A 22,431-nucleotide genomic window follows, 5' to 3' on the forward strand; every position below is an offset into this window, starting at 1 on the left:
TGATTACATAGAGATGTTTTATAATAGCAAACGAAAACATGGTTCCAATGATTTGCTATCACCAGTAGAGTATGAGAACCGTTACCAAGAACGGCTGAAACGTGTCTAGATTAGCGGTGGCGATTCAGGCTTTAAATTTCAATCAGATGAATCTACCAGAGCGGAATTAAGGCTTGGCAAGCTAAAAGTACCGCTGAATAAGTTTATCTCCGACCATGACTACTTAAACAAGTTTAATAGCATAAAGTCATACAACTTAAGCAAAATTAAGCGCAATGGTTGTTTAGGGCGCTATGAATTGATGGCTATACAAGCGATGGGGCTGACACCATTTTTAAGAAAGCATGACAAATATGAAAGAGCTAAGATCAGGCAAGCAATTAAGCCATACCTAGTACCGGTAATTAAAATGAATGCCATCAAATCTGAGTGGTTAAAGCAGGTAAGTAGCATCTCTACAATGGTTCCCCTTAAGAAGCTAAGTGTTAGACACACAAGCAAGCACAAGGAGAGGTTTAATCATATGTACATGTAAGTATTATAGTTATTTACCAGTTACCCATCATACTAGCGCAAATTGAAGAGTTGAGACTCTCAACTCTTCCTTTTCACCGTTCCTCACACCAGAAGCCGGAATAGGGTGTAAATGTAGTGATTTACTTGCCGCCAATGCTCACACTTCCTACTTACAGCAAGCTTAGCAGCCTTAGCTCCGCGCCTGTTCTTCAGCAATAAACTGGTTCGTTTTGTAATTCACGTAAATTAAGCTAAACAGAATTGTCTTGATTGTGCTTAGCTTTCTTCCAAACTCACTTTCGAGCGTGCGTTTTACACTGAAAGAAATAAAGATGAAAGACGACAACATAATTAAACCAATCACTATATCGGTTGTACCACCTTCAACTGTTTCATAGACCAGCATTTCCACCACAACAGCAACAAGCAGTGCGGTAGGCTGCAAGGCCGCTTTACGCCCGTGTTGGCTGCGCAAAAATCGATTGATTAAAAGCCACAACACCAAGCCACCAGGAATAATGCCAAGCGTAACAACAACAGGGAAGCTTGGGGCTGTTAGCAACCGAGGCTTTACTACAGGTTCCTCAGCTTCCTGACTGTCACGGCCTTCGGCAACGATACTTGCATCTATCTGATACTTCTTGAGCCCCGCTTTCAGCTTTAACGATTTCTCTTTGGAAAGCGATTTTCGAATCACCACTGACCCATCTGAGTATTCTTGTTGAATCACATTCAATGGCCGTTTAACTAGCTTCGCGATAAGCGTTAGCTGACTTGCTAAGCGATCTTTAACGGCATTCTCTTTTCCAAATACAACAGAGTACAAATCCTGATTTTGAGACTCCGTTTTCCTATCCGCGTTAGCCTGATCTAAGCTCAGCTCCTTGGATGCAGGAATAAAACCATCAGGTTCTTTCAGAAGGAAAAGAGGAAAGCCAATTGAACATTCTTCTTTATCAGCCCAATAACGAATGTGAATGTTCTTATTAAATTCGTCTATCCCTATCACTGCACTACTAGGAATGGTAACTTGCTCACCTGTAAGAAAATTTGGGATTGATAACCCCGAGCCAGAAACACTTACAAACGCTTCTTTGTATTTTTTAGAGAATAGGAACTTAAATCCAAAGTCGATCAGAAATGCCCCCAAAATCACAATCAAATTTCCTGTAATCATCACGAGCAACTCAGCCGTCTCTATGAATTCCTGATGACGCGATAAGAAACGCTTAATCACACTGGGTAAAGGCGTTGGATCACTCATAAAGAGTACGCCGCCCATAAAGAAGCATACAATGCCGAAAGCTAAAGCAATCAACCCGACTTCTGCTGTTCTTAAAGATGATTTATAACTCACGACCAACTCCTAATATAATAAGAACTCATACATCCATTTCCTGCTTTAAAATTTATCTTAATTGATCAGGCTGATGCCTGATGACGAGCCACAGCTCTTTATTTTTTGGGCTAGGCCGATGATTTTGCTCATACCATCTTGAGTTGCAGGGTTGTTAGGCTCGGCCGTATCAACGATGACATATTGTTGAGTTCCGTAGGCGGTTACAAAGCTAAGTCTCAACACATACTGGGTATCCAAGCTGAACAGCCCTTTTTTGCCAAACGATATCTCGATTGCCTTACCATTTTTTTCGACCTCATGCCCACCAAAGTGACTAGACAGGCAATGCACTACAGCATATGTGCTGTCTATCGGGTTGCCATACTGTCCAAACGAGAACATCGCATCAGGATACCCAAGGTCTCGAAGGCTTTGGGCCGCTTCACTCGATTGCGCTGCAACAGCGTATTGCCTGCTATTTTCCTTCGCACGCTCTTCGGCTTGAACTATCTGGCGGTTATTTTCGTCTACGGATTTTTGAATAGACTCATGCGCAGCCAAGAATTTGGTTTTAGTAGACCGAGCTTCAGCTAAAATGGCCCTCACCTGGTTAATATTCTCAGCTGGTAGCCCTCGATTTTCGAGCATCTCGCCACTTCGCATTAAGGCTTCTAAGATCGATTCCAGTTCGAATTCATTGGGGAGCTGTGCGCGCCAGTTCGGTGATTGCATTATGGTCTGTAAATCAAGCTGGCCCTTGGCGTGTTGGTCGATAAAGGGGTTAATTTGTTTGTTCAGCTTTGTCGCATATTCATTGAATACAGCCAAATAAGGCTCGTAACGCGTATCCTTTAAGTAGCTGTTAAACTGCTGAGATACGTTTGAGATTTTAGTAAGCAACTCCCTGTCGCTGTAAGTCAACATATCCTTCATGTCCGCATTGCCCGATTGCGTCAAGGAAGTTACTGCCTTTTCCCACTCTGACAGTTGTGATATTTGCTCACGAATGTCTTCAATTGCTCCCTCGGTCAACGCCTGAGGTTGCTTGTTGCCAAGCCCTGTAGCGGCCATTGAAGAAATGCTGTCACGCTCGATTGGTAGCTTTTTGTTTCTAAAGCCATTGCCACTATCATACTGGATACCATATTGGTTCAAGGTGCGCTCTAAATTATCCATCAACTTGCCACCTTTTCCCTTGTACTCATCGGCAAATTGACGGGCTTGAATGTTGGCTTTTATCTCAGCCTTAACGGTCTCAAAATAGGCTTGTTGTTTCACCAGTTTTTGCGTTTTGAAGCCCTCAGCACCGTGCTTTTGCGTGTATTCGGACAGGCACTCCTGAAACCTTTTCTCAATTTCATCAACCAATCCTGTCGACCAACTTCCGAATGGACTTCTGATCCGGTTCGGTTGGTATGCTTTTGGATCAAGGTAAGAACTTTTCTCTAGGTGACTACAGGTTACAGTGGTGGCTTCGGCAATGAATGTCGAGGTGGATAAAGTGATAATGGCGATAGCTTTCCATTTGGCGCTCATATTAGGTTCCCTCAATGGAATTATTAAACGGTTACTTTAACTAAGGAATACTTAGCTCGAACAAATACTAAGTACTCCTTAGTAAATAAGTCAATGGAAAAACTAAGAATCTCTTAGATGAGTTATGAAGAATCAAAGAGATACTGAATATGTCCAAAAGCCCGTTCCCCAAGCGGTTAAAGGAAGCAAGGGAGAGAGCAAAATATACTCAAGAGAAGCTAGGTATCGAAGCTGGTATTGATGAAGGTTCGGCAAGTGCCCGCATGAACCAGTATGAAAAAGGGGTTCATGCGCCCGATTTTAGTATGGTAAAAAGTATAGCGATAGTGCTTAACGTGCCTACGGCCTATTTCTACTGTGAAGAAGATGAGCTTGCCGAAATCATCTGTAGCTATCAACCCGACGAATAATCTCAACTAAGAAATTTCGTCGCCTACTCGTTCTAGATTGCAACAACCGTTGAACTTTCACTTTTTAGTTGTACAGGTAGGCGTTGTGAGTGCACTTTGAACAGACCAACCTTTACTTATACGACTGTGCACTAGCTTTGGTCTAATCCCAAAATACCTTGCGGCATCAGAGATAGATTTAAAAGACTTGTTATTAACTGTTACAGCAATTTTACTTGATTTGGACGGTGTTTTAAGAATTTGCTCTACTGTCCAACCATTATTTTTTCTTTGCTGTGCAACACTATTGTCAATACCGTAATACTCTGCGGCTTGCCTCAAGCTCGAAAAGCTCCGCCCCTCAAACTCAAATGCAATCGGCCCTAAATAATTGTTCTTTGCTTCTAATCCAAAAGCTTCATTTTTGGTCCAACCATCTTTCAAACGCTTTCTCACAGTGCTTGGTGAAAGGCCGCATAATCTGGCCGCTTCCGAAAAGCTTGGATAAACAATACCATCTACCTCTGTCGGGTTAGCGTTGCTTAATTTACACTCGGGGGGAAATTCTAGTTCGAATGCTTGTTCGGGTGTCCAGCCCCTCTGAAGCCTTTGCTTAATTGTTTCATAGTTAAGTCCATATGAGCGAGTTGCCTCAGAAATACTCGGGTATTCTATTCCCTCTATTGTAATGATAGTCCCAAAACTAATTGTCTTAGGGGGGACTTGCAACTCAAAGGCTTGCTCCATTGACCAACCGTTTGATATTCGCCAACGTACCACCTTCTCCGGAAGATCATAAGCTTTTGAAGCTGCTGAGATGCTTGGGTAAGTCACTTCACCAAGTGTAACTGAGGTCTCCCGTGGCGGCCGTGATATGTTCAATGCTTGATCATATGTCCAACCCCGACTCAACCTTGAAGTAGCGGTCTCGTAATTAACATCAAAATGAGAGCAAGCCAAAGCGAAGTTATCGAATGACATTCCACCTATAACAATAGACTTTGGAGCTGGTCCCAATCCAAAAGCCTGCTTTACGGTCCACCCTCTCTTAAGGCGATGATGCACAACATGCGGCTCAAGCCCGTGTTGCCGAGCAGCCTCGGCTCTACTAATGTAGAACTTACCATTCAACTCATAGCTCATGGGAGAAGGTTCAATACCAACGGCCTCTTCAATGGACCACCCAAGGTTGAGCCTTGCCCATAGTGCTTTGTCAGATATGTTGTATGCCTTTGCAAGCTCTGATTGGCTTTCGAAAGTCTCGCCGTGAATTGTAATTGAGTTTTTATGTAATCTTGGAGGTGGAGCAAGTCCGAATGCTTCTAAAATACTCCATTTCGCTTTGACCAGCCTACTCCAGACCAGCTTATAAGGAAGATCAAACGACTCTGCGGCTTTGGTAATACTTGGATACTCTATACCACTTACAACAATAGGTGTACCAGTTGATAATTCACCACCATCTGTGAGGTTATACCCGAGTGGGGCTCTTGTTAGATGAATTTGGATAGCATCAATTTCTTTTCTGACTAGCTCTGCAATTGAGTAAGCAACATCAACTTGCTCAACCTTAAATGCGTCGGAACCATGTTTGAGAATAGCCGCTTTTATTCCAACAGGGTTCTGAGCTGCGTTAGCATGAATAATGTGCAGCCTCCACCTTTCGCTCACTGAGATAGTAGTTAAGCCTATGTAAGCTTTACCTGTTGGCACGCAGGTGGCCTTATATATATATCCAACAGGGTTATCCGTCATTTTTACATTTTATAAAAGTTCGACTGTAAGACTTAAGATATATCGGCACTTAAGCTATAACAAGTTCTCTACTAAAGAGCGAATGCAGTTAATTTGGTTACCAACCTGAAACTGTACTTAATGAACGTTACACAATGTTCTCCAAGCTATACTCGCTGCCTACACACGGCCAAGGCTCACCCTAAAACCGCTTAAGTCTTCCTGATACCTTGGATTAAAAGAAACAGGGTATCAATTATGCTAATCATACACTTACAGCAATATTGCCTTCAGCTGATGGAGGCAGTATGACTCGCTTATATAATAAACTACTGCCCTCTAATATGTATCAGTCCTACGCCACGGGCTATACATATCGAGCGATGACATCTGGCTTTATTGACTCGACTGACTTAATAGCGGTCAAAGGCGCCACCATTAAAAGTATCTGTGGCACCTCCTTTAAGTTCACGGGGCAAAATGAAGACTTCGACAACCTAATCCACCACCTACACCAAAGGTTATCTGTTACCAAAGGCTGTGACCTAGGCCATAACTGCCGAGTGTTTGAACATGGCTTACAGCTACCTGCCAATAGCTGGAAGGTGATTAAGCTGATGGTGGTGCTTAAGGTAAACGGTGGCCTTTACGAATGGATACACTGCTGCCTACCTTCGGACATTCATATCAACTCGATGTTTTCTCATATGATTGGTATCACTGAAGAGGCACTCATTAACATTAACCTTGCCTTGGTGGAAACTGGCCTTGTCCGAGGTTCACAGTACCTTCAACTAGACCAATCGGGTATCCCTCATGCCTTGGTGGAAAAGTTAGTGGGTGAAAAGGTGGCAAGCTACACTGAGTTAATTGAGCCATTGGTACAGATACAACCACCATCAACCTTAGGCTTAAGTGATTTTGAACACCTTGATTTAGAGGATTTAACCGCCTTCCTTGATATCGCGTTAAACCACTCCATTCAAGGGGTCAACCTACTTCTGTGGGGTGAACCTGGCACGGGCAAATCAACCCTGTGCCGCTTGTTGGCTGACACCTTAGGCGCTTCTCTTATCGCAATTAAAGCCTTGGGTGATAACGTCCAACAGCGGGAAATCGATTATGAACAAGAGAAACTTAGCTCTAACCTTAGGCTTCAGCACCACCAACTGATACAACGTATTGTCAGCCATGATGAGAAGTCGTTACTCATGCTGGATGAGGCCGAGGATATACTAGTCCAGCAGGTCTTCAACCACCGAGCATCCGGCGGCAAAGATAACCTACATGCCACGCTCGAAGCCAACACGGTGCCGTGCATTTGGGTCGTTAATTCGGTAGAAGACATCCCTGCCAGTGTGCTTAGGCGGTTTAACTTTGTAAAACACATTTTCGTGCCAGATAACCGCGTGATGGAAGGCATTATCGCCAAAACCACCAAAGGCCTAAGGCTAAGTAAGCCATTCAAAGCACAGCTTGCCACCAAGGAGAATGTCACCCCTGCCAATATCGCCAATGCAGCCTTTATATGCCAAACCATAGGCCGCCAAGGTAAACAGGCTGAGGCGTTGGTGGATAGCCTTATTACCGAAGTCCACCAAGCCAGCGGCTTTAAAACGAATGCCGCCACCTACAAACCACAAATGACGTTTTCACTTGAGAACCTAAATATCAAAGGAGGCAGCAAGGCTTTGGCGGACATAGAACAAGCCATACAGCAGCATGGTGGTGTTCGCTGCTTATTCACAGGAGTCTCCGGCGGCGGTAAAACAGCCTTGGCTCACCATCTTGCTAAGATAGCCAATCTGGAACTCATCACCGTCCGGTGTAGCGATATTCTCGATAAATACGTGGGAGGCTCAGAGCAGAACATCGCGAAGATTTTTAAACAGGCCACCGAGCAACAGGCGATCATCTTCATAGATGAGGTGGACAGCCTGCTGGCAGATAGGTCTGGAGCTTCTCAGAACTTTGAAATACAGCAAGTTAACGAACTACTTACACAGATCGATTGTTTCGAATATCCACTGTTCTTTGCAACAAATTTCGAGAAGCACTTAGATTCAGCTCTAATGAGACGCACAGACTTCAAGCTAGTGTTTGACTATCTAACATCAGATCAAGTCATAAAGCTCTTCAGAGAAGCGTGTGGGCGCTCTCAGATTACAAATTCACAGCTACAGCAGCTAGAAAATCTTAAAAACATCGCTGTCGGCGATTTTGCGATCATCAAACGCAGACAGCAATTTTCGACAACTAAGCTATCCGCCCAAGACTGCTTAAACATTCTCATTACTGAATCCAATCACAAGCAAACCACAAGGCCTATCGGCTTTGTAAAGTAACCACAAACCAAAAGGTAAATACCATGACTAAATCAATATTGAGTTCACTCAAGGCCGTTTCACGCCCCGAGAAAAGCACTACACCTGAGGCCAAACGCCGTGAAAAGCTAATCAGCCGCCTCCAAATCCAACTGGAAATGGCAACGGCTATGGTAAACGGCGAGAGCTACACCTGTTACAAGGAGAAGTGGCAGAAGAATGAGGAAACGGGACAACAGGAGAAAGTCAAAGTCGCCAAGAAGGTCAGCCCTTGGTTTTACAGCCGTAACGGCCAATATTATTTGGAGGTGAGGTTCGCCAACAAGCCATTGGAACTATCCAAAGGCAACCACGCCATTGAGGTTGGTGATAAGGAAAACCTACCAACAGTAATAGAAACTGTGATCGATGCCACCGCCAATGGTGAACTGGATAAGGCGCTTGAGGTGGTCTCCAGTAACCTACCAATCAACAAAGCCTAAACCCTCCCCCAGCCAAGGCCAAACGATAGGCCTTGGCGTATACAAGAGCACCACCAATGAGAAGTGACACATCAACCTATAGCATAAGCATGTAAGGCATATAATTGATTCGCCGCTTTTAGTGCACTTTTTGATTAAACAATACAAGCCAATGGCTGCTTTGTGCTGTGAGTTCAGTCAATAACGCCTGGAGGTGGGCCTTTGGCCTGGAGCAAAATACAGCCGCTTGTTAAATGTGGAGCGAATCATAAATTGCTTTCGCCATTTCATAGTCTATCTCATGCTTCCCATGTGGGGTTGCATTGACGAAGCACCCAATTTCCTGAGGTGAAAACGAAAAGTCCTTAGGAAGCCTCAGTTTTCTTTTAGCTGCCCCATCTGACGAATTACATTGATCGCAGATGGCAGTCATGGGGAATCTACCTTGATTACTCATGTATGGTGCTGAATGATCATGATGTCTATGAAGAGGCGCAACCCAGCCCCAAAAAGCATTGGAGCTATTTGGAAATCTCTTAGCCCACCGCATAACCTCGTACTTGCTTCTTTTGCATGACGGGCAAATCCAACTATCTCCGACCTCTCGCCAAAGATTTTTATAGTGAAGGCCATCATGACTTAGAAATTCTTCGAGTGTTGGTACTTTGATCTTCATAGACGCCTCACGCTTTGTAAGGAGCAAATTGCCGGAGCGAAGTGCAAGTAATTTATTAGCTCATAACTTTGCATACTAGCACCGACACCCCAGAATAACTTTTATACATTGCCACAATGGCTAGAATTATTGGAAACAATATATCTAATACCCAGAGACTTAAAAAGCGAGCTTTGAGACGACGGGATAGGTTATCCATCTTTCCAATGGTAGTTCGCCAGCTATGAATTAAAGGTGTCACCTCATCAATTACTGAGGATAGCGATGAATTAATTGATTCTAGTTGCTGTCGAGCACTTTTTACTTCTTTAGACACTTCGATTTGTGCCTGCATACTTACTTCGTGGCATAAGGCATCAAGCTTATTAGTTGCATTTTTTATTTGCTCGCCAGTTACACTGACTTGGCTTTCGATGAGATGGACTAAATCATAATACGGCTTCGTTTGTTGCTTTTCCCGGCTAAAATTCCATGCGGAGTAATCGATATATGCATGAAAAGCAAAAGACAAAAAGAAATAGAGCGTAATGAAGAAAGCTAGCCCCTGGGCAAGATCATTGCCCAGATTCATGTTGGTTGCTTTGAGACCAAGAAAACCACTAATTTGCAAATTTAACACTGAAATTAGAATACATATAAAACCAGCAGCTAAAAGATTCCTCTTAGCTTTCCTAGCCACGTCACTAAATGGATCATGATCCATGTCGTTTTCATTTATAGCTTTGTAAGTTTCAGGCCTTACTTGGGCCATCTATTTCTCCAGAATTTTGGGGAGCTAACGCTGGCTTAACCGCCGCAAAATAGCGGGCAAAATCAGCGACAAAAGAATGCAAGCTTGCTGTTTTGCATCTCTTGGTCAAAGCTCTCTTGTTAAGCATATAGTTACACTAATGCACAAAAAACTTGGAATAAATGGAATATTCTCATATTCTTTCCATATTCCATTTATTCCAAAGGTGCCAGTAGATGCATTTTGAACCAATTATCCAACAGCAACAACAGCAAATTACTCGCGAAGAGTTGGCTCGCTCGAAACAAGCGATTACTGAATTGCAGCATCACTACAATACTTACGAAGCACAAGTTCGAATGCTCCAAAGTAATATGAAAACTGAAGAGGATGCCATACAGTATTCGACTTTAATGCTTGAATTGAACAGATGCAGAGAAAACTTAAATAGGCACATCAATGCTTATAACCAGCTAGTACAGCTTGCAAACGTGCAATTCCCAACTTCTCGACTAAGTGATCAAGCAAAAAAAGAGATCTATCATTTTTATCATTCTGGGCGCTACAACCAAGTTCAATTGGCATCTCAATATGGCGTTCAACAAAGCACTATAAGTAAAATCGTAAATGGTCCTCAACCTGTTTGAGGGCTATATACTTAACAATTTAATATCGAGCGATTGGGTCGTTTTCCTGACAATGGAAGAAACTTTACAGTTGTGGGGGAAATAAACAGTATTTACAGTGACAGAATGAACGTCCACTTCGCTCTCTGCTGACTATCTGAATAGCTCGAAAGGCGTCTTAGAGAGGAAGCCATTCTCAACTGCGACAATAGCTTTTTAATGTCGCTTCCTAGCCCCCAACTCCAAAAGCATCCACCACCTCAACAAGATTCTTAATACTCGTGGCCTTATGGGTATAGTTGCTGGTGATGCCAAAGGAACTGATCTCATGGCCCACCACTTGTTGAAGGTTGTTCACTGGCACACCGTCGTTCATCAGCTTGGTAATAAAGGTGTGACGGAAACTGTGGAATGATCGCTTATGGCCTAATTCATTGAAGGTTGGAACACCGATGGACTCCATCAGCCTAGGCATCCAGCCCGTTACCTTCACCGACTTATCCAGCTCTTCAAATACCTTTTGGTCACATGCCGTCACATATTCCAGGAAACCACTCGCCATTAAGGCCTTGTGCATTGGTATCTTGCGTTTGGCATTGTCCGTTTTTAACTTTTGATCCTTATGCTCGTCAGTGATCAGGAAGTAATGGCGCTTGGTTTCCTCATCATACCGAATATCTGACTTCCTTAACTGGGCCAGCTCACCAAGTCGCGCCCCTGTGTATATGCCAAGCTGAATAATCCACTTCTTCCAAGGCTGGCGCTCTGTCATGGCGGCATTAAGAAAGTGGTTTAGCTCTAAATCTGAAAACGCGCCACGGGTATTCGATGTAAAGTCACGCTTGATGGAGCAAGGTGACACACTGATGTAATCCACCGTGTCCCTTTTGGCGTAGGCGAAAACCGACTGAGCCCATTTATAAAACTGTTGCACCGACTTCGGTGAAGTAACATCATCTTCAGGTACTTCACACTCCAACCGTTCTTGCCATGTCATTTTGTTGTAGGGCGCGATGTTCATACGGGGCAGTTCAAAGCACCTATCTACAAACCGTCCAATGTCCTTAGGCTTATATTGGTCGATAGGCCTGTCATCCATCACTATCTGCCATACGGTGTGAAACCGTTCATAATCCTTCTGTATTTTCTCGGTTAGTTTTTCCTTCTTGATCTTAAATTCGAGGAATTCGGCATAGACCTCCGAAAACAGTGGACCCTTTGGTTCCTCTTCCACCTCAACCACAGGCGCAACCACCATAGGCTCGGGGGCTTTGGTTAATAAGCCTTGGACTTCTCTCTCTCCTAGGAAGTCTTCATTGAAAATGGATGCCAATAACTCATCCCGTACGGCATTGCTGGCCTTAAGCTTACTCAACAGGACTCGGTAAGGCAGGCTATTAGGCTCAATAGCAAAGCCATGTTCGGCCAACAGTTCATTTGCCTGTTGTGGTATCCCCTCGCCTTCTAATGGTTCGTCCTCCATCCGTGAAAACACCTTCATAACCGAGGACATGGATTCTAGGAAGGACCACCTTTCGTCGTCCGACAAGCCTTTCAGCACCTCAGCGAAGCGATTAACCCGCTCGTCATTGGAGTCGCTATCCGCCATGTGGACGAACAACTCCTTGAATCGGTCATCCAGTTCCAGTATCGACTTATCGCCTAAGGCATTAACGGCGTGGCCACCATCACTGAAACCTTGTTCCAGTTTGGCTATCATTGGGTCTATATCGGCTATGGTTAACTGCTTTTGCATGGCGTATTTTATTTGGTCGAGCTGCTGGCTTATGGAGCTAGTGTCTAACGCCCTAGACCGAATAACAAGCCCCTTTAGCTGTGAAATGAGTGGCTTAAGGCGCTGCACCAATACCAAGGCCACCTCTAGTTTGTGCGTCCTAAGGCACAGCCTTATTTCCCGTACGCCTAGTCGCTTAGGTATTTTGACCCTAAGGTAATACGTAGCCTTACGGCGATATAAATATTGGCACCCTGCTACTGCGCGCATATACACCTCACTAACCAATGCCGATTTCAAGTGCCGTGTACCAAACCATGTACCGTTAAAATCGGGCATTAAACTTGAAAAATCAGACTGTTAGCAAGAATGCTATCAGGCAAGCAAAGCTACCTAAATCAATACCTTAGGAATTTTTTGAGATGCAGTTGTTACGCTGAGATCAGCGATTTGAAGTTGAAAACCGTGTACCAGCGGGTACATGGATTTGCTATGTAATGAAGAAGAATTTTAGAAAACCGCTTGATCTACATAAGCAAATCAAGCGGTTACTAAAATTGATGAGACAGCCTGTAAGCCGGGTTCTGTCGTGGATAATCATTCGTCTAGACCTTGGATCGCTCCAAGGTTCAAGCAACCTACCCGGTTCCGATGTGGGCCACACCATAAGGAACCCTATTTGGTCTTGCTCCGGGTGGAGTTTACCTTGCAACCAACTGTTACCAGTGGCCCGGTGCGCTCTTACCGCACCCTTTCACCCTTACCGGTCCCGAAGGACTTAGGCGGTCTTCTCTCTGCTGCACTTGTCGTAGGCTTGCGCCCCCCAGCCGTTAACTGGCACCCTGCCCTGTGGAGCCCGGACTTTCCTCCCCCTGATCATTTTCGTCACAGGCAGCGATTATCTAGCCGACTCGGGCGCTATTATACCTATTTACTCCTAACTAGCCAGCGTCATTGTTCGGCTAACAGGCCACGGCGTTTACTGTTAAGCGATAACGGCATCAGGCCTTTGGCCTACTGCTGCTCCAACATGCTTTTATATAATGCGTTTTTCTTTAAACCAAAATAATCGGCGGCAACGGCGCAGGCCTTTTTCAGGGGCATATCTGCTTTTAATAACTCAATAAGGCGAATAGCCTCGGGATCGATCGTGGTTTTATCCGCCACCTTACCCGGCAGCATAAGGACAATTTCTCCCTTTTGGCGGGCAGGGTCCTCTTCCAGGAAGGCGATCAGCTCAACCACTGTGCCGCTGAAAAAAGTTTCAAAGCTTTTCGTCAGTTCTTTTGCCAACACCACCTGTTGCTGCGCGCCCAAAGCCTGTTGTAAATCGTCCAAACTGGCCATGATCCTGTGCGTGCTTTCATACATTATGCTAGTGATGCCGCTGTCATGGGCCTGTGAATAGAACTCCTGACGGGCCTTGCTTTTGGCCGGTAAAAAACCAACAAACTGGAATTTATCCGTTGGTAATCCCGAGCAACTAACCGCAGCAATGGCGGCACAGGCTCCGGGAATGGGTGTAACGCGCGCACCGCTGGCGCGACATAGACTCACCAGAGCATAACCGGGGTCACTGATAAGCGGCGTACCGGCATCACTGACCAGAGCGACATTGAGCCCTTCTTCCAACCATTGCAGAACTTGCTGTGCTTTTTGTTTTTCGTTATGGTCGTGCAGGGCCATGGTGCGCTTAGTGATCCCCAAATGAGATAGCAACTTGGCGGTATGGCGTGTGTCTTCAGCCGCGATTAAGTCGACCTCGGCTAGGGTTTTGATAGCACGCTCGCTGATATCATCTAAATTTCCTATGGGCGTGGCAACTATATATAGGGTGCCGGCGTTTGTGTGGGGATGATCGGTTGAAATATCCGCATTGGACATTGAGCTCTCCTGCATCAGTCAGTAAGATAAGCGAATCACACTATGGCCAATTGGAACACAAAGACTGTGCGACTCAAATCGATTGCTGGTTTAGTGCTATTGTCGGGCTTATCAGCCTGCAGCACAACACAAAAGCCCCAAGAAAATGTAAATCCCGCGACAAATATCAGTGCCCCGGAACAGCCCGAGGTCTTGTCGGCACAGCAGCTCTATGAGCAGGCGCTGGAATTAAATGGTGACCAGCAGCGATTTAAATTGGTGGCAGCACAGGAACAAGCCCTTGCCGAGCAGGATTGGCAAATCTTACAAAGTATCAGCGATACCCTGCTGAAGAAGCATCCGCGCTGGCATGTCCAGGCCTTGTTGATCCGCGCCTATGCCCAAATAAAATTAGGTAACCTTAATAACGCCTTACGCGATTCTGCTTCGGTACAGTCACAACTTAGTACCCCAGAACATTTTTACTGGCATCAATTAGTGCAGGGCGCAACCTATGCCCATATGCGCTTAGATCTTCAAGCCGTCCCTTTTTTACTGCGCGCCTCGGAAGCGGCGGACCGCTACGAGCTTGACAATACCGAGGTGAACCCCCTACTTTGGCAAAGCCTGCAGGGGCTGACTACGGGGCAGTTACAAAGCTTCAATAACGGTTCCAGTATTCAGCAAGGCTGGATACAACTGGCGTTAATAAAACAACTTTACCTCGGCCAACCTGTCGAATTGCATAGCGCCTCCAATAATTGGCAACGTCGCAACCCCAATCACCCGGCTAGCTTTGCCTTGGACGAAAAAGTAGCTCAGTTAATGCAGGTTGAACCCTACAAGGTGGCCAATCTGGGTGTTTTCCTCCCCCTCAGCGGTGGCAACCGTGCCCTGGGCGAAGCCGTAAAAAACGGGGTGATTGCCGCGCTGGACAAACATCAGTTTGCCGATGTGTATTTTATTGACGCCAACCTTAGCAACGAAGATATTCAAGCCACCATCAGCGCTCACAATATCGACTTTGCCATCGGCCCCCTGGTAAAAGGCAACATCAACCGCTTTGAACAACAAGCGCTGCTTGAAGGCATTCCCAGCATCTACTTAAACCGTAGCGATTACCTGCGCCAGTCATCGCAACACTTTTATTTTGCCCTGGCGCCTGAGCACGAGCTGGATCAAGCACTGCAGCACTTTATGGCTCAAGGCTTTAAAAAGCCGCTTATTTTAGCCAGCAATGATCGCTCGGGTACGCGCCTAAGCGAATATTTCAGCAATCAGTGGCTACGCTATAACGAACAAGCCCCCTTGGTTGGCTTGTTCGATAACAACAAAGAAATGGAACAGGTGATCACCGACATCCTAGAGGTGGGTCAAAGTGAGGCGCGCATTGAGCTAATCGAAAGCCTGTTTAAGCAAAAGGTAGAGAGCGAAACCCGCTCACGCCGGGACATTGATGTGATTTACCTACTTGCCGACGCCACTCAAACTCGCTTGTTAAAACCCTATTTGGACGTCAACGTCAGCACCTTTGTCGACCGCATCCCTCTGTATGCCAGCTCAAAAAGCCATAGCACCCAAATTGATAGCACCGACAAACGGGACTTAAACGGCTTATACTTTACCGAGCTCCCCTGGATGCTACCGACGACTGGCTTAAATAACATGGCCAACCGCCAACTTAAAGAAACGGTTCAAGGTCTGTGGCCGAATCAAGCAGACATAGAACAGCGCCTGTTTGCCATGGGTTACGATGCCGTAACCGTGATCCCCGAACTGCGCCAGTTGAGCATGCTCCCGGGTAAAAGCCTACCCGGATTAACAGGACAATTAAGCGTTAACAGCGAGGGCGAGGTGGTACGTCATCTGGCGTGGGCACATTATCAATCGCGGCAAATTGCCCCGGTGAATCTTGAGCATATCAGCCCAACGCCGCTGTTAAAGCAAGAGCAGCAAGAGGAAGCAAGCGATGTTTTGGCAACCGAAGGAATGGCGCAATAGCAGAGCAAAAGGACAGCATTACGAGCTCCTGGCCCAGGACTATTTGCAGAAGCAAGGCTTAACGCCGGTCGCTCGTAATTATAATTGTCGTTTCGGCGAGTTAGACCTGATCATGAAAGACGGGCTAACCTGGGTATTTGTCGAGGTTAAGTTTCGCCGTCAGCAAGGGTTTGGCGGTGCACTTTACGCCCTAACGGAGCGCAAACAGCAACGACTTAGGCGCACCATCGCCCATTACGTACAAAAACATGACTTGGCGCACTGTATACTTCGTGCCGACTATGTGGCGATTGAAGGCCAATCGGCACCCCAATTTCACTGGATAAAAAACGTATTATAAATGCAGGAACAAATTAAAGAGCTTTTTACCGAAAGCATCCAAGCGCAAATTGCCGCGGGGGAAGTCTTACCCGGGGTTTTGGAATCGGCGTCTCTTAGCATCGCCCAAGCGCTGATCAATGGCAATAAACTACTCTGCTGTGGCGCTTCCAGCTGCCATATGTTGAGCGACCATTTTGCTGCCTTGCTGGTCAACTTTTTCGAAACAGAACGCCCTTGTTTGCCGGCTATATCTTTATCGCCACAAGCATTAAACCTAAGCCCACAGCCGAGCAGCACCCGCAGCCGGGATATTTATGCAAGGCAAATACGGGCGCTTGGTGAGCAAGGCGACTTGCTGCTGGTACTCGCCATTAATGGTAACGAAAAAGCGGTGATCAGCGCCGTAGAAGCGGCACTTACCAAGGATATGACGGTGATTGCCCTGGTGGGTGACGACGGCGGCGAGCTAGCTGGGCTACTGAGCGCCAATGACGTGGAGATTCGCATTCCCGCCAAACGTCCAAGCCGTATTTTAGAATCACACCTTGTCAATCTACACTGTCTTAGTGAGCTCGTTGACATGACACTGTTTCCTCAGGGAGAAAACTAAATGAATAATAAAAGCCTTGTCGCCGTGTTAGTCGGTAGTTTATTACTGCAAGGGTGTGCAGCCGCCGTGGTGGCAGGCACCGCCGGGGCGGTGACCGCCGCTAATGACCGCCGTACCATAGGCAGTCAGATAGACGACAATAACATTGAAATAAAGGCCACCTTAGCCATTAAAGAACGCATTGGTCAGCGCGACGATGCCAATGTCACCGTGGTCAGCTATAACGGTATCGTCTTGTTACTTGGCCAGGTGCCTAACGAGCAAATGAAGTCGCAAGCACAAAGTGCCGCAGAGAGCGCCGATGGCTTACGTCGTCTGCATAATCAGTTGCGCCTTGGCTCACCAACAAGCATCAGTACACACAGTCACGATACCTGGCTGACCTCTAAGGTAAAAACCCAGCTGCTGGCGGCCGATGATGTAAGTGGTAACAATATTAAGGTGGTCACGGAGAATGCCGAGGTTTTCTTAATGGGCCTGGTCAGTAAAGCCGAAGCCGAACGTGCGGTGCAAATTGCTCGCAACATCTCCGGCGTTGAGCGCGTTATTAAGGTGTTCGAGTACATCTAACAACCCCTACAATATTCGCTATATTAAAAGGCCACCTTAAATAAAGTGGCCTTTTTAATGACTAACGCTAAATAGCGGGCATAAAAAAGCCACTCTTAAGAGTGGCTTTTTCTATCTCGATAGAGTTACAGAGAGCTCTCTACCATGATCTTCGGTGTTACGAAGATAAGTAGCTCACGCTTCTCATTACGCTCACTGGTTGAGCGGAATAGCGCGCCCAGGTAAGGGACGTCGCCTAGTAGCGGTACCTTACGAGCCGAGTTGATGATCTGCTGCTGGTAAATACCACCTAGCACCACGGTTTGACCGTTTTCAACCAGTACCTGAGTCTCGATGCGCTGAGTATCGATGGCGACCGCCGGACCCGTTGGTGTATCTACCGTATCGCCTCGGGTATCCTGAGTGATAGCTAGGTCAAGGATAACCTTGTTATCAGGCGTGATATGCGGAGTCACTTCCAGGCTTAGTACCGCCTTTTTAAAGGTCACCGTAGTCGCACCACTTGAGGCCGACTGCACATAAGGGATTTCAGTACCCTGCTCGATGCGGGCCTTTTTCTGGTTAGCGGTAGTAATACGCGGACTGGCGATGATCTCACCCTTATTTTCTTGCTCCAGGGCCGACAGTTCAAGGTCAATCAAGGTACCATCGGCAAGCTTAGCCACATGCATACCAATGCTGCCCGCTGGGTTGGCTACCGGTAGATTCACATTCAAACGGTCGGTAATGCTTGGTACGATACCATTAGCAGCATCGGTCGCACCAATCAGGTTACCCGACACACCGGTGTCACCACCTTGGTCACTAAAGCCCCAACGTATACCCAGGTCTTCTTGTACGTTATCGCGTACCGTTACCATGCGTGACTCGATAACAACCTGCTTCACCGCCACGTCCAGAGTTTCAATCATTCGACGCACGTTTTCGATGCTCTTAGCCGTATCCTTGATTAACAAGGTGTTGGTACGAGCGTCAACCGACACGCTACCGCGGCTCGAAAGAATACTGTTAACATCTGTTTGCAATAAGTCGGCAAACTCTTGTGCCTTAGCATAGTTAAGTTGAATATACTCGCTGTATAGCGGCTCCAGATCTTCAACTTGTTGCTTGGCTTTTAGCTCTTTGGCTTCACGCGCGGCTAATTCTTCGGTTGGTGCAACCATTAGAATCGAACCTTCCATGCGCTTATCCAGACCTTTCACTCGCAAAACCATATCAAGGGCTTGGTCCCAAGGCACACCGTCTAAACGTAGTGTGATGTTACCCGCTACCGAATCACTTACTACCAGGTTAAAACCATTGTAGTCGGCAATGATCTGTAGCACCGCACGGATAGAGATATCTTGGAAGTTCAGCGACATGGGGCGACCTTGGTAGTCCTTACCATTGCCTAGGAAGCTACGTTTCGACTCATCTTTTTCCAACGTAATGGTAAAGATGTTGTCGAGCTGCTGATAGTTGTAATCAAACGCGTCTGTGGTGTCGATTTCGATGCGACTGTTAGACCCTTCTTTAAAGGTTTCTACCATGCTCACCACAGTACCGAAGTCCATGACGTCCAATTGATAGAGTAGGTCATCGATGATGTCGGTACTATGGAACTCTACAATCACCTTGCCAGCTTGCTCCTGCACGTCAATAGCGGCCATGTTGTCTTGTAAGAAGACCAATACGCGCGCTTCACCTTTTTCGCCGCGGCGGAAGTCCAAGGCTTGAATACGGTTGATGTAGTTAGCACCTTCGTCTTCTTCGGCAATGGTTTGCGACGCATCTTGCGTTGGGTTATCGGAAACGTGTAGATAGAACAAGTTCTTATCGATACGCGTCTGATAAATTTTCAGGCGGTCTAGGTATACGGTTACCTTAAAGCCGTCGTTAACGAACTCGCTGGTTACCTTCTCTACGCCGGCCTTATTGATCAGTACTTCTTCAAGGCTTTGCTCATAGTCGGCCTCATCGAAGAAAAGCTCAATGCGCGCCGGCTCACTGAATACCTGAATTTGTGGTTCGATATAGATTTCCTCATCGAATACAAACTCAACCTCAGTTTCACCTTCCAGTAATGGGTTGTAACGAACGTCGTACAACAAGGGTACGGCGGTCGCAAAACTCGACATAAACAGGGTAGCTACTGCGAGTACCAAAGAATAGATACGATTCATTTTGAATGCGTTATTTTGCATTGTGCTGTTACCTTGATTTTTATGAACTGGAATCATCACCTGCCTCCAACATTTCTAGCTTGGTCAGGCGTTCTTTCCAACATCCTGCTCCATCAGGGATTAACTCTAATAATTCTATGTAGTTATTGCGTACCTGAGTCACTTTGCCGTGATACAAGCCAACGTAATTGCCTCTTGAAATTCGGTGCAAGGTGTCATCTGATGCCTTGACGAGGGCCCAAGTTTGCGGCCCTGAACCGAGTGTGCCTTTCATCGACAGGTTATCCAGTGGATAACGCTCCAAAGGCTCCTTCTTACGCTGTGGATCCGGGTGTAAGCAGTTTTGCACCTGAATCAACTTATCCTGAATCAGCTCAGGCTTGGGCGCCACAAACGGGCTGCGTAAGTCGGATGCGCTGTAAGCAAAATGCTCAAACTGGGCAATTTCGGGAATTGGCTCCACCTTGGGCTGCGTACTGGCTTTTACTTGGTTGATAAACTCTTTTTGCTCGGTCGTGTCATCAAAACACCCACTCACTAACAGTGTTAACGAGGCGACTGCGAGGAGTTTTTTCATTATTCATCCCCCTCATAACGGTAAGTCTTAGCGACCACACTAAAGACTAGCTGGTCATCACCCGTAGCTTCGATTTCAAAGTCATGCAAGCTGATAATTCGCGGTAGCTGCGCCACCTTACCAACGAACTCACCAAATTCGTGGTAGCTTCCTTCAACCTCAATCTTAATGGGTAGCTCGGTGTAGAATTCTTTTTTGATCTCCGGTAGCCAACCGATCTTAACAAAAGTCAGGCCACTGGTTGTACCTACATAGGAGAGGTCATCCAGCAATCCAGGCGTTTCATTCGAGGTCGGCAACTTCTTCAATAGCTGAGAGAATTTCTCTTCCATCTCTTGCATCTGTTGCTTATAGATTTCGAGACGACTGGCTTTGGAATACTTAAAACGATAGCTGTCGCGCAACTCAACTTCTTTATTTAGTACGTTTTCATAGCTACTGATTTTATCTTCCACCAGTAATTTGTAGCTAAAGAACAACACCAAACCCGCAGCGAAGACACATACCAACCCCTTAACCAGGGCGGGCCATTCGCCTATGTTGTCGAGCTCCAGCTCACCCCACTCGATATCACTAAAGGCTTTAAAACCTGAACTCATTGTTTCACCTCGCCAATCTCATCGAAGGACTTCACACTGAATTGCATATTGAAATCACTCAACAAACGAGCCTGCTCTTCCCCGGCAACGATGCCCTGTAGGGATGCTCTCTCTAGTAGGTATGAGCCTTCAACCTGACGAATCATGGTTGATAAACGGTTGTTAGACTCACTCTTACCCGTAATTTGAATTGCATCACCACGACGCTCGAGCGTCGTAAAGTAAACGCCGGAAGGAACGATTTTCGCCACTTCATCCATAATACGCGTACCCAGGTTACGGTTACTTTGCAGCTCTTCAATCAGGCGCATACGCTGTTGTAAGCTTTCTTTTTTCTTATCCAACTCACGAATTTCAGCGATACGCTGATCCAGTACTTGAATTTCGCGTACTAGAAAGTTGTTACGCACATTCTGACCATCGATCATGGCGCCATAGACTTGACTGAGCGCAAACATAGAAACAAAGGCAATCACAATCACCGTTACCAAGATGGTAACGAAGTTCTGTTGCGCTTCCTTCCGCGCGGCTTCACGCCAAGGCAGTAAATTTATATGTGGCATGCTGAGAAGCTCCTCAATGCAAGACCCGTGGCGACGGCGAATTGGGCTTTATGCTTGTCAATCAGCTCCTGATCAACGCGAGAACCCATTTCCATGCTCTTAAAGGGGTCAACAACAACGGTATGAATGCCCAATTCATCGACAAGCAATCTATCCAAACCATCGATCATGGTCGTACCGCCAGATAGAACAATGTAGTCCACTTGGTCTTTACCACTGGTGGTCAAAAACATCTGCACGGCGCGACGAACCTGCTGCAACAAAGAGGTTTGGAACGGCGCCAACACCTCAAAGGTGTAGTTAGGCGGTAAATCGCCCGTGCATTTAGCTCGTTCGGCTTCGTCAAAGTTTTTGTTGTAGTAGGAGACGATGGTGTTGGTATATTGCTCACCACCGAACACCTGGTCTCGGGTATAAATGGTCTCGCCTTTTTGCACCACGCTGACCAAGGTCATCACCGCACCAATATCTACCAAAGCCACCACCTTGTCTTTGGCATCTTCTGGCAATGAGGCATAGGCCACATCCAGACTCCTGCTCAAAGCATAGGTTTCAACATCAACGACCTTGGGTGTGAAACCACCGGCCTCAACCGCTCCGGAGCGCGCTTCCACGCTTTCCGTACGCGCCGCCGAGAGCAACACGTTGACCTTTGACGGGTCAGCCTCGTTGATGTCGAGCTTTTCGAAATCAATGCTTACTTCATCCAGGGGATAAGGGATTAAGCTATCCGCCTCGATTTCGATCTGCGATTCCAATTCAGCATCACTTAATGCCACATCCATAAAGATCACCTTAGTGATCACCGTCTGACCAGACACGGCAACAACGGCGTGACTGATAGACTTTGGAATGCGTCTTCTAAGTTTTGCGATTACGCGGCCAATCGCCTCAATATCTTGTATGTTACGCTCGGCCATAGCCCCTTTGGGCATAGGTTCGATTGCAACAGCATCGAGACGATAACCCTGGTCCTGCTGTGTTAGTAACACCGCTTTAACAGAGTGTGAGCCGATGTCGATGCCCACCATGGCGGGCACTGACTTTTTGAGAAGTCGATTTAACATAAGAGCAACGTGAAACCTTTTTTTATAATTAT

Annotated in this window: 21 protein-coding genes, 1 other RNA gene and 1 pseudogene; 9 read left to right on the forward strand and 14 right to left on the reverse strand. The window is 46.3% G+C overall.

Annotated features, from left to right (window positions below):
• Positions 1-109: IS3 family transposase (locus tag KD147_RS15340; RefSeq protein ID WP_212547736.1), on the forward strand; the 109-nt coding region annotated here is incomplete at its 5' end.
• Positions 110-706: 597 nt separating this feature from the next.
• Here KD147_RS15340 and KD147_RS15345 read toward each other — a convergent pair.
• On the reverse strand, positions 707-1,873 hold the full coding sequence (locus tag KD147_RS15345) for a hypothetical protein (protein WP_212548415.1): 1,167 nt from the start codon (positions 1,871-1,873) through the stop codon (positions 707-709).
• A gap of 57 nt (positions 1,874-1,930) precedes the next feature.
• A complete protein-coding gene (locus tag KD147_RS15350) occupies positions 1,931-3,391 on the reverse strand; it encodes a hypothetical protein (RefSeq protein WP_212548416.1) in 1,461 nt (486 codons plus the stop codon).
• A 149-nt stretch (positions 3,392-3,540) separates the two neighbouring features.
• On the opposite strand from KD147_RS15350, the gene KD147_RS15355 reads away from it, so the two are divergent.
• Positions 3,541-3,801, forward strand: a complete 261-nt coding sequence (locus tag KD147_RS15355; protein ID WP_212548417.1) for a helix-turn-helix domain-containing protein — start codon at positions 3,541-3,543, stop codon at positions 3,799-3,801.
• A gap of 57 nt (positions 3,802-3,858) precedes the next feature.
• Here the strand turns inward: KD147_RS15355 and KD147_RS15360 are convergent, their stop codons facing one another.
• Positions 3,859-5,493, reverse strand: a complete 1,635-nt coding sequence (locus KD147_RS15360) for a GIY-YIG nuclease family protein (protein WP_212548418.1) — start codon at positions 5,491-5,493, stop codon at positions 3,859-3,861.
• Positions 5,494-5,822: 329 nt separating this feature from the next.
• Between KD147_RS15360 and KD147_RS15365 the strand changes: the two genes are divergently transcribed.
• Together KD147_RS15365 and KD147_RS15370 are read left to right on the forward strand one after the other, a co-directional pair.
• Positions 5,823-7,859, forward strand: coding sequence for an AAA family ATPase (locus KD147_RS15365; protein ID WP_212548419.1), 2,037 nt, complete (start codon positions 5,823-5,825; stop codon positions 7,857-7,859).
• Positions 7,860-7,882: 23 nt separating this feature from the next.
• A complete protein-coding gene (locus KD147_RS15370; RefSeq protein ID WP_212548420.1) occupies positions 7,883-8,320 on the forward strand; it encodes a DUF6641 family protein in 438 nt (145 codons plus the stop codon).
• Positions 8,321-8,549: 229 nt separating this feature from the next.
• On the opposite strand, the gene KD147_RS15375 is transcribed toward KD147_RS15370, so the two are convergent.
• The gene (locus KD147_RS15375) at positions 8,550-8,975 is read right to left on the reverse strand and encodes a hypothetical protein (RefSeq protein WP_212548421.1); all 426 of its coding nucleotides are present in this window, start codon (positions 8,973-8,975) and stop codon (positions 8,550-8,552) included.
• 55 nt (positions 8,976-9,030) lie between these two features.
• The gene (locus KD147_RS15380; protein WP_212548422.1) at positions 9,031-9,726 is read right to left on the reverse strand and encodes a hypothetical protein; all 696 of its coding nucleotides are present in this window, start codon (positions 9,724-9,726) and stop codon (positions 9,031-9,033) included.
• Between the two features lie 215 nt (positions 9,727-9,941).
• Here KD147_RS15380 and KD147_RS15385 point away from each other — a divergent pair, with 215 nt between their 5' ends.
• Positions 9,942-10,352, forward strand: a complete 411-nt coding sequence (locus tag KD147_RS15385; RefSeq protein WP_212548423.1) for a hypothetical protein — start codon at positions 9,942-9,944, stop codon at positions 10,350-10,352.
• Between the two features lie 208 nt (positions 10,353-10,560).
• Here KD147_RS15385 and KD147_RS15390 read toward each other — a convergent pair whose 3' ends face one another.
• From KD147_RS15390 to rsmI, 4 genes and pseudogenes are all read right to left on the reverse strand, one after another.
• Positions 10,561-12,087, reverse strand: a complete 1,527-nt coding sequence (locus tag KD147_RS15390) for a DUF3258 domain-containing protein (protein WP_212548424.1) — start codon at positions 12,085-12,087, stop codon at positions 10,561-10,563.
• Between the two features lie 108 nt (positions 12,088-12,195).
• Positions 12,196-12,405 (reverse strand): annotated as a pseudogene (locus tag KD147_RS17070) (DUF6538 domain-containing protein); the annotation flags it as partial.
• A gap of 218 nt (positions 12,406-12,623) precedes the next feature.
• An RNA gene (rnpB, locus tag KD147_RS15395) (RNase P RNA component class A) lies at positions 12,624-12,980 on the reverse strand.
• Positions 12,981-13,080: 100 nt separating this feature from the next.
• Complete coding sequence (gene rsmI, locus KD147_RS15400) at positions 13,081-13,950, reverse strand: 16S rRNA (cytidine(1402)-2'-O)-methyltransferase (protein WP_212548425.1); 870 nt, start codon at positions 13,948-13,950, stop codon at positions 13,081-13,083.
• 66 nt (positions 13,951-14,016) lie between these two features.
• On the opposite strand from rsmI, the gene KD147_RS15405 reads away from it, so the two are divergent.
• Genes KD147_RS15405 through dolP form a run of 4 tightly spaced genes read left to right on the forward strand, consistent with a single transcriptional unit; the run spans position 14,017 to position 17,431 of the window.
• Entirely contained in the window at positions 14,017-15,930 is a 1,914-nt protein-coding gene (locus KD147_RS15405; RefSeq protein ID WP_212548426.1) for a penicillin-binding protein activator, read from the forward strand.
• Positions 15,899-16,270, forward strand: coding sequence for a YraN family protein (locus KD147_RS15410; protein WP_105253226.1), 372 nt, complete (start codon positions 15,899-15,901; stop codon positions 16,268-16,270). Before KD147_RS15405 ends, KD147_RS15410 begins: the two co-directional genes overlap by 32 nt.
• Complete coding sequence (locus KD147_RS15415; RefSeq protein WP_105253227.1) at positions 16,271-16,861, forward strand: SIS domain-containing protein; 591 nt, start codon at positions 16,271-16,273, stop codon at positions 16,859-16,861. It abuts the gene before it with no gap.
• Positions 16,862-17,431: a division/outer membrane stress-associated lipid-binding lipoprotein gene (gene dolP / locus KD147_RS15420; protein ID WP_105253228.1), complete on the forward strand. Its 570-nt coding sequence runs from the start codon at positions 16,862-16,864 to the stop codon at positions 17,429-17,431.
• Between the two features lie 125 nt (positions 17,432-17,556).
• On the opposite strand, the gene KD147_RS15425 is transcribed toward dolP, so the two are convergent.
• From KD147_RS15425 to KD147_RS15445, 5 genes are read right to left on the reverse strand one after another with little or no spacing between them, the layout of a single operon-like run.
• Positions 17,557-19,650: a type IV pilus secretin PilQ gene (locus KD147_RS15425; RefSeq protein ID WP_212548476.1), complete on the reverse strand. Its 2,094-nt coding sequence runs from the start codon at positions 19,648-19,650 to the stop codon at positions 17,557-17,559.
• Positions 19,634-20,170 (reverse strand): pilus assembly protein PilP, encoded by a 537-nt coding sequence (locus KD147_RS15430; protein WP_212548427.1) that lies wholly within the window; start codon positions 20,168-20,170, stop codon positions 19,634-19,636. Before KD147_RS15430 ends, KD147_RS15425 begins: the two co-directional genes overlap by 17 nt.
• Positions 20,170-20,769 carry a type IV pilus inner membrane component PilO gene (locus KD147_RS15435; protein ID WP_212548428.1) on the reverse strand — a complete coding sequence of 200 codons (600 nt, stop codon included), beginning with the start codon at positions 20,767-20,769 and terminating at the stop codon, positions 20,170-20,172. Before KD147_RS15435 ends, KD147_RS15430 begins: the two co-directional genes overlap by 1 nt.
• On the reverse strand, positions 20,766-21,332 hold the full coding sequence (locus tag KD147_RS15440; RefSeq protein WP_212548429.1) for a PilN domain-containing protein: 567 nt from the start codon (positions 21,330-21,332) through the stop codon (positions 20,766-20,768). The genes KD147_RS15435 and KD147_RS15440 overlap by 4 nt, the downstream gene beginning before the upstream one ends.
• Positions 21,320-22,399 (reverse strand): pilus assembly protein PilM, encoded by a 1,080-nt coding sequence (locus KD147_RS15445; RefSeq protein WP_212548430.1) that lies wholly within the window; start codon positions 22,397-22,399, stop codon positions 21,320-21,322. The genes KD147_RS15440 and KD147_RS15445 overlap by 13 nt, the downstream gene beginning before the upstream one ends.
• Between the last annotated feature and the right edge of the window lie 32 nt (positions 22,400-22,431).

The sequence above is a fragment of the Pseudoalteromonas sp. BDTF-M6 genome (assembly GCF_018334135.1).
In the GTDB taxonomy this organism is placed as follows: Bacteria; Pseudomonadota; Gammaproteobacteria; order Enterobacterales; family Alteromonadaceae; genus Pseudoalteromonas.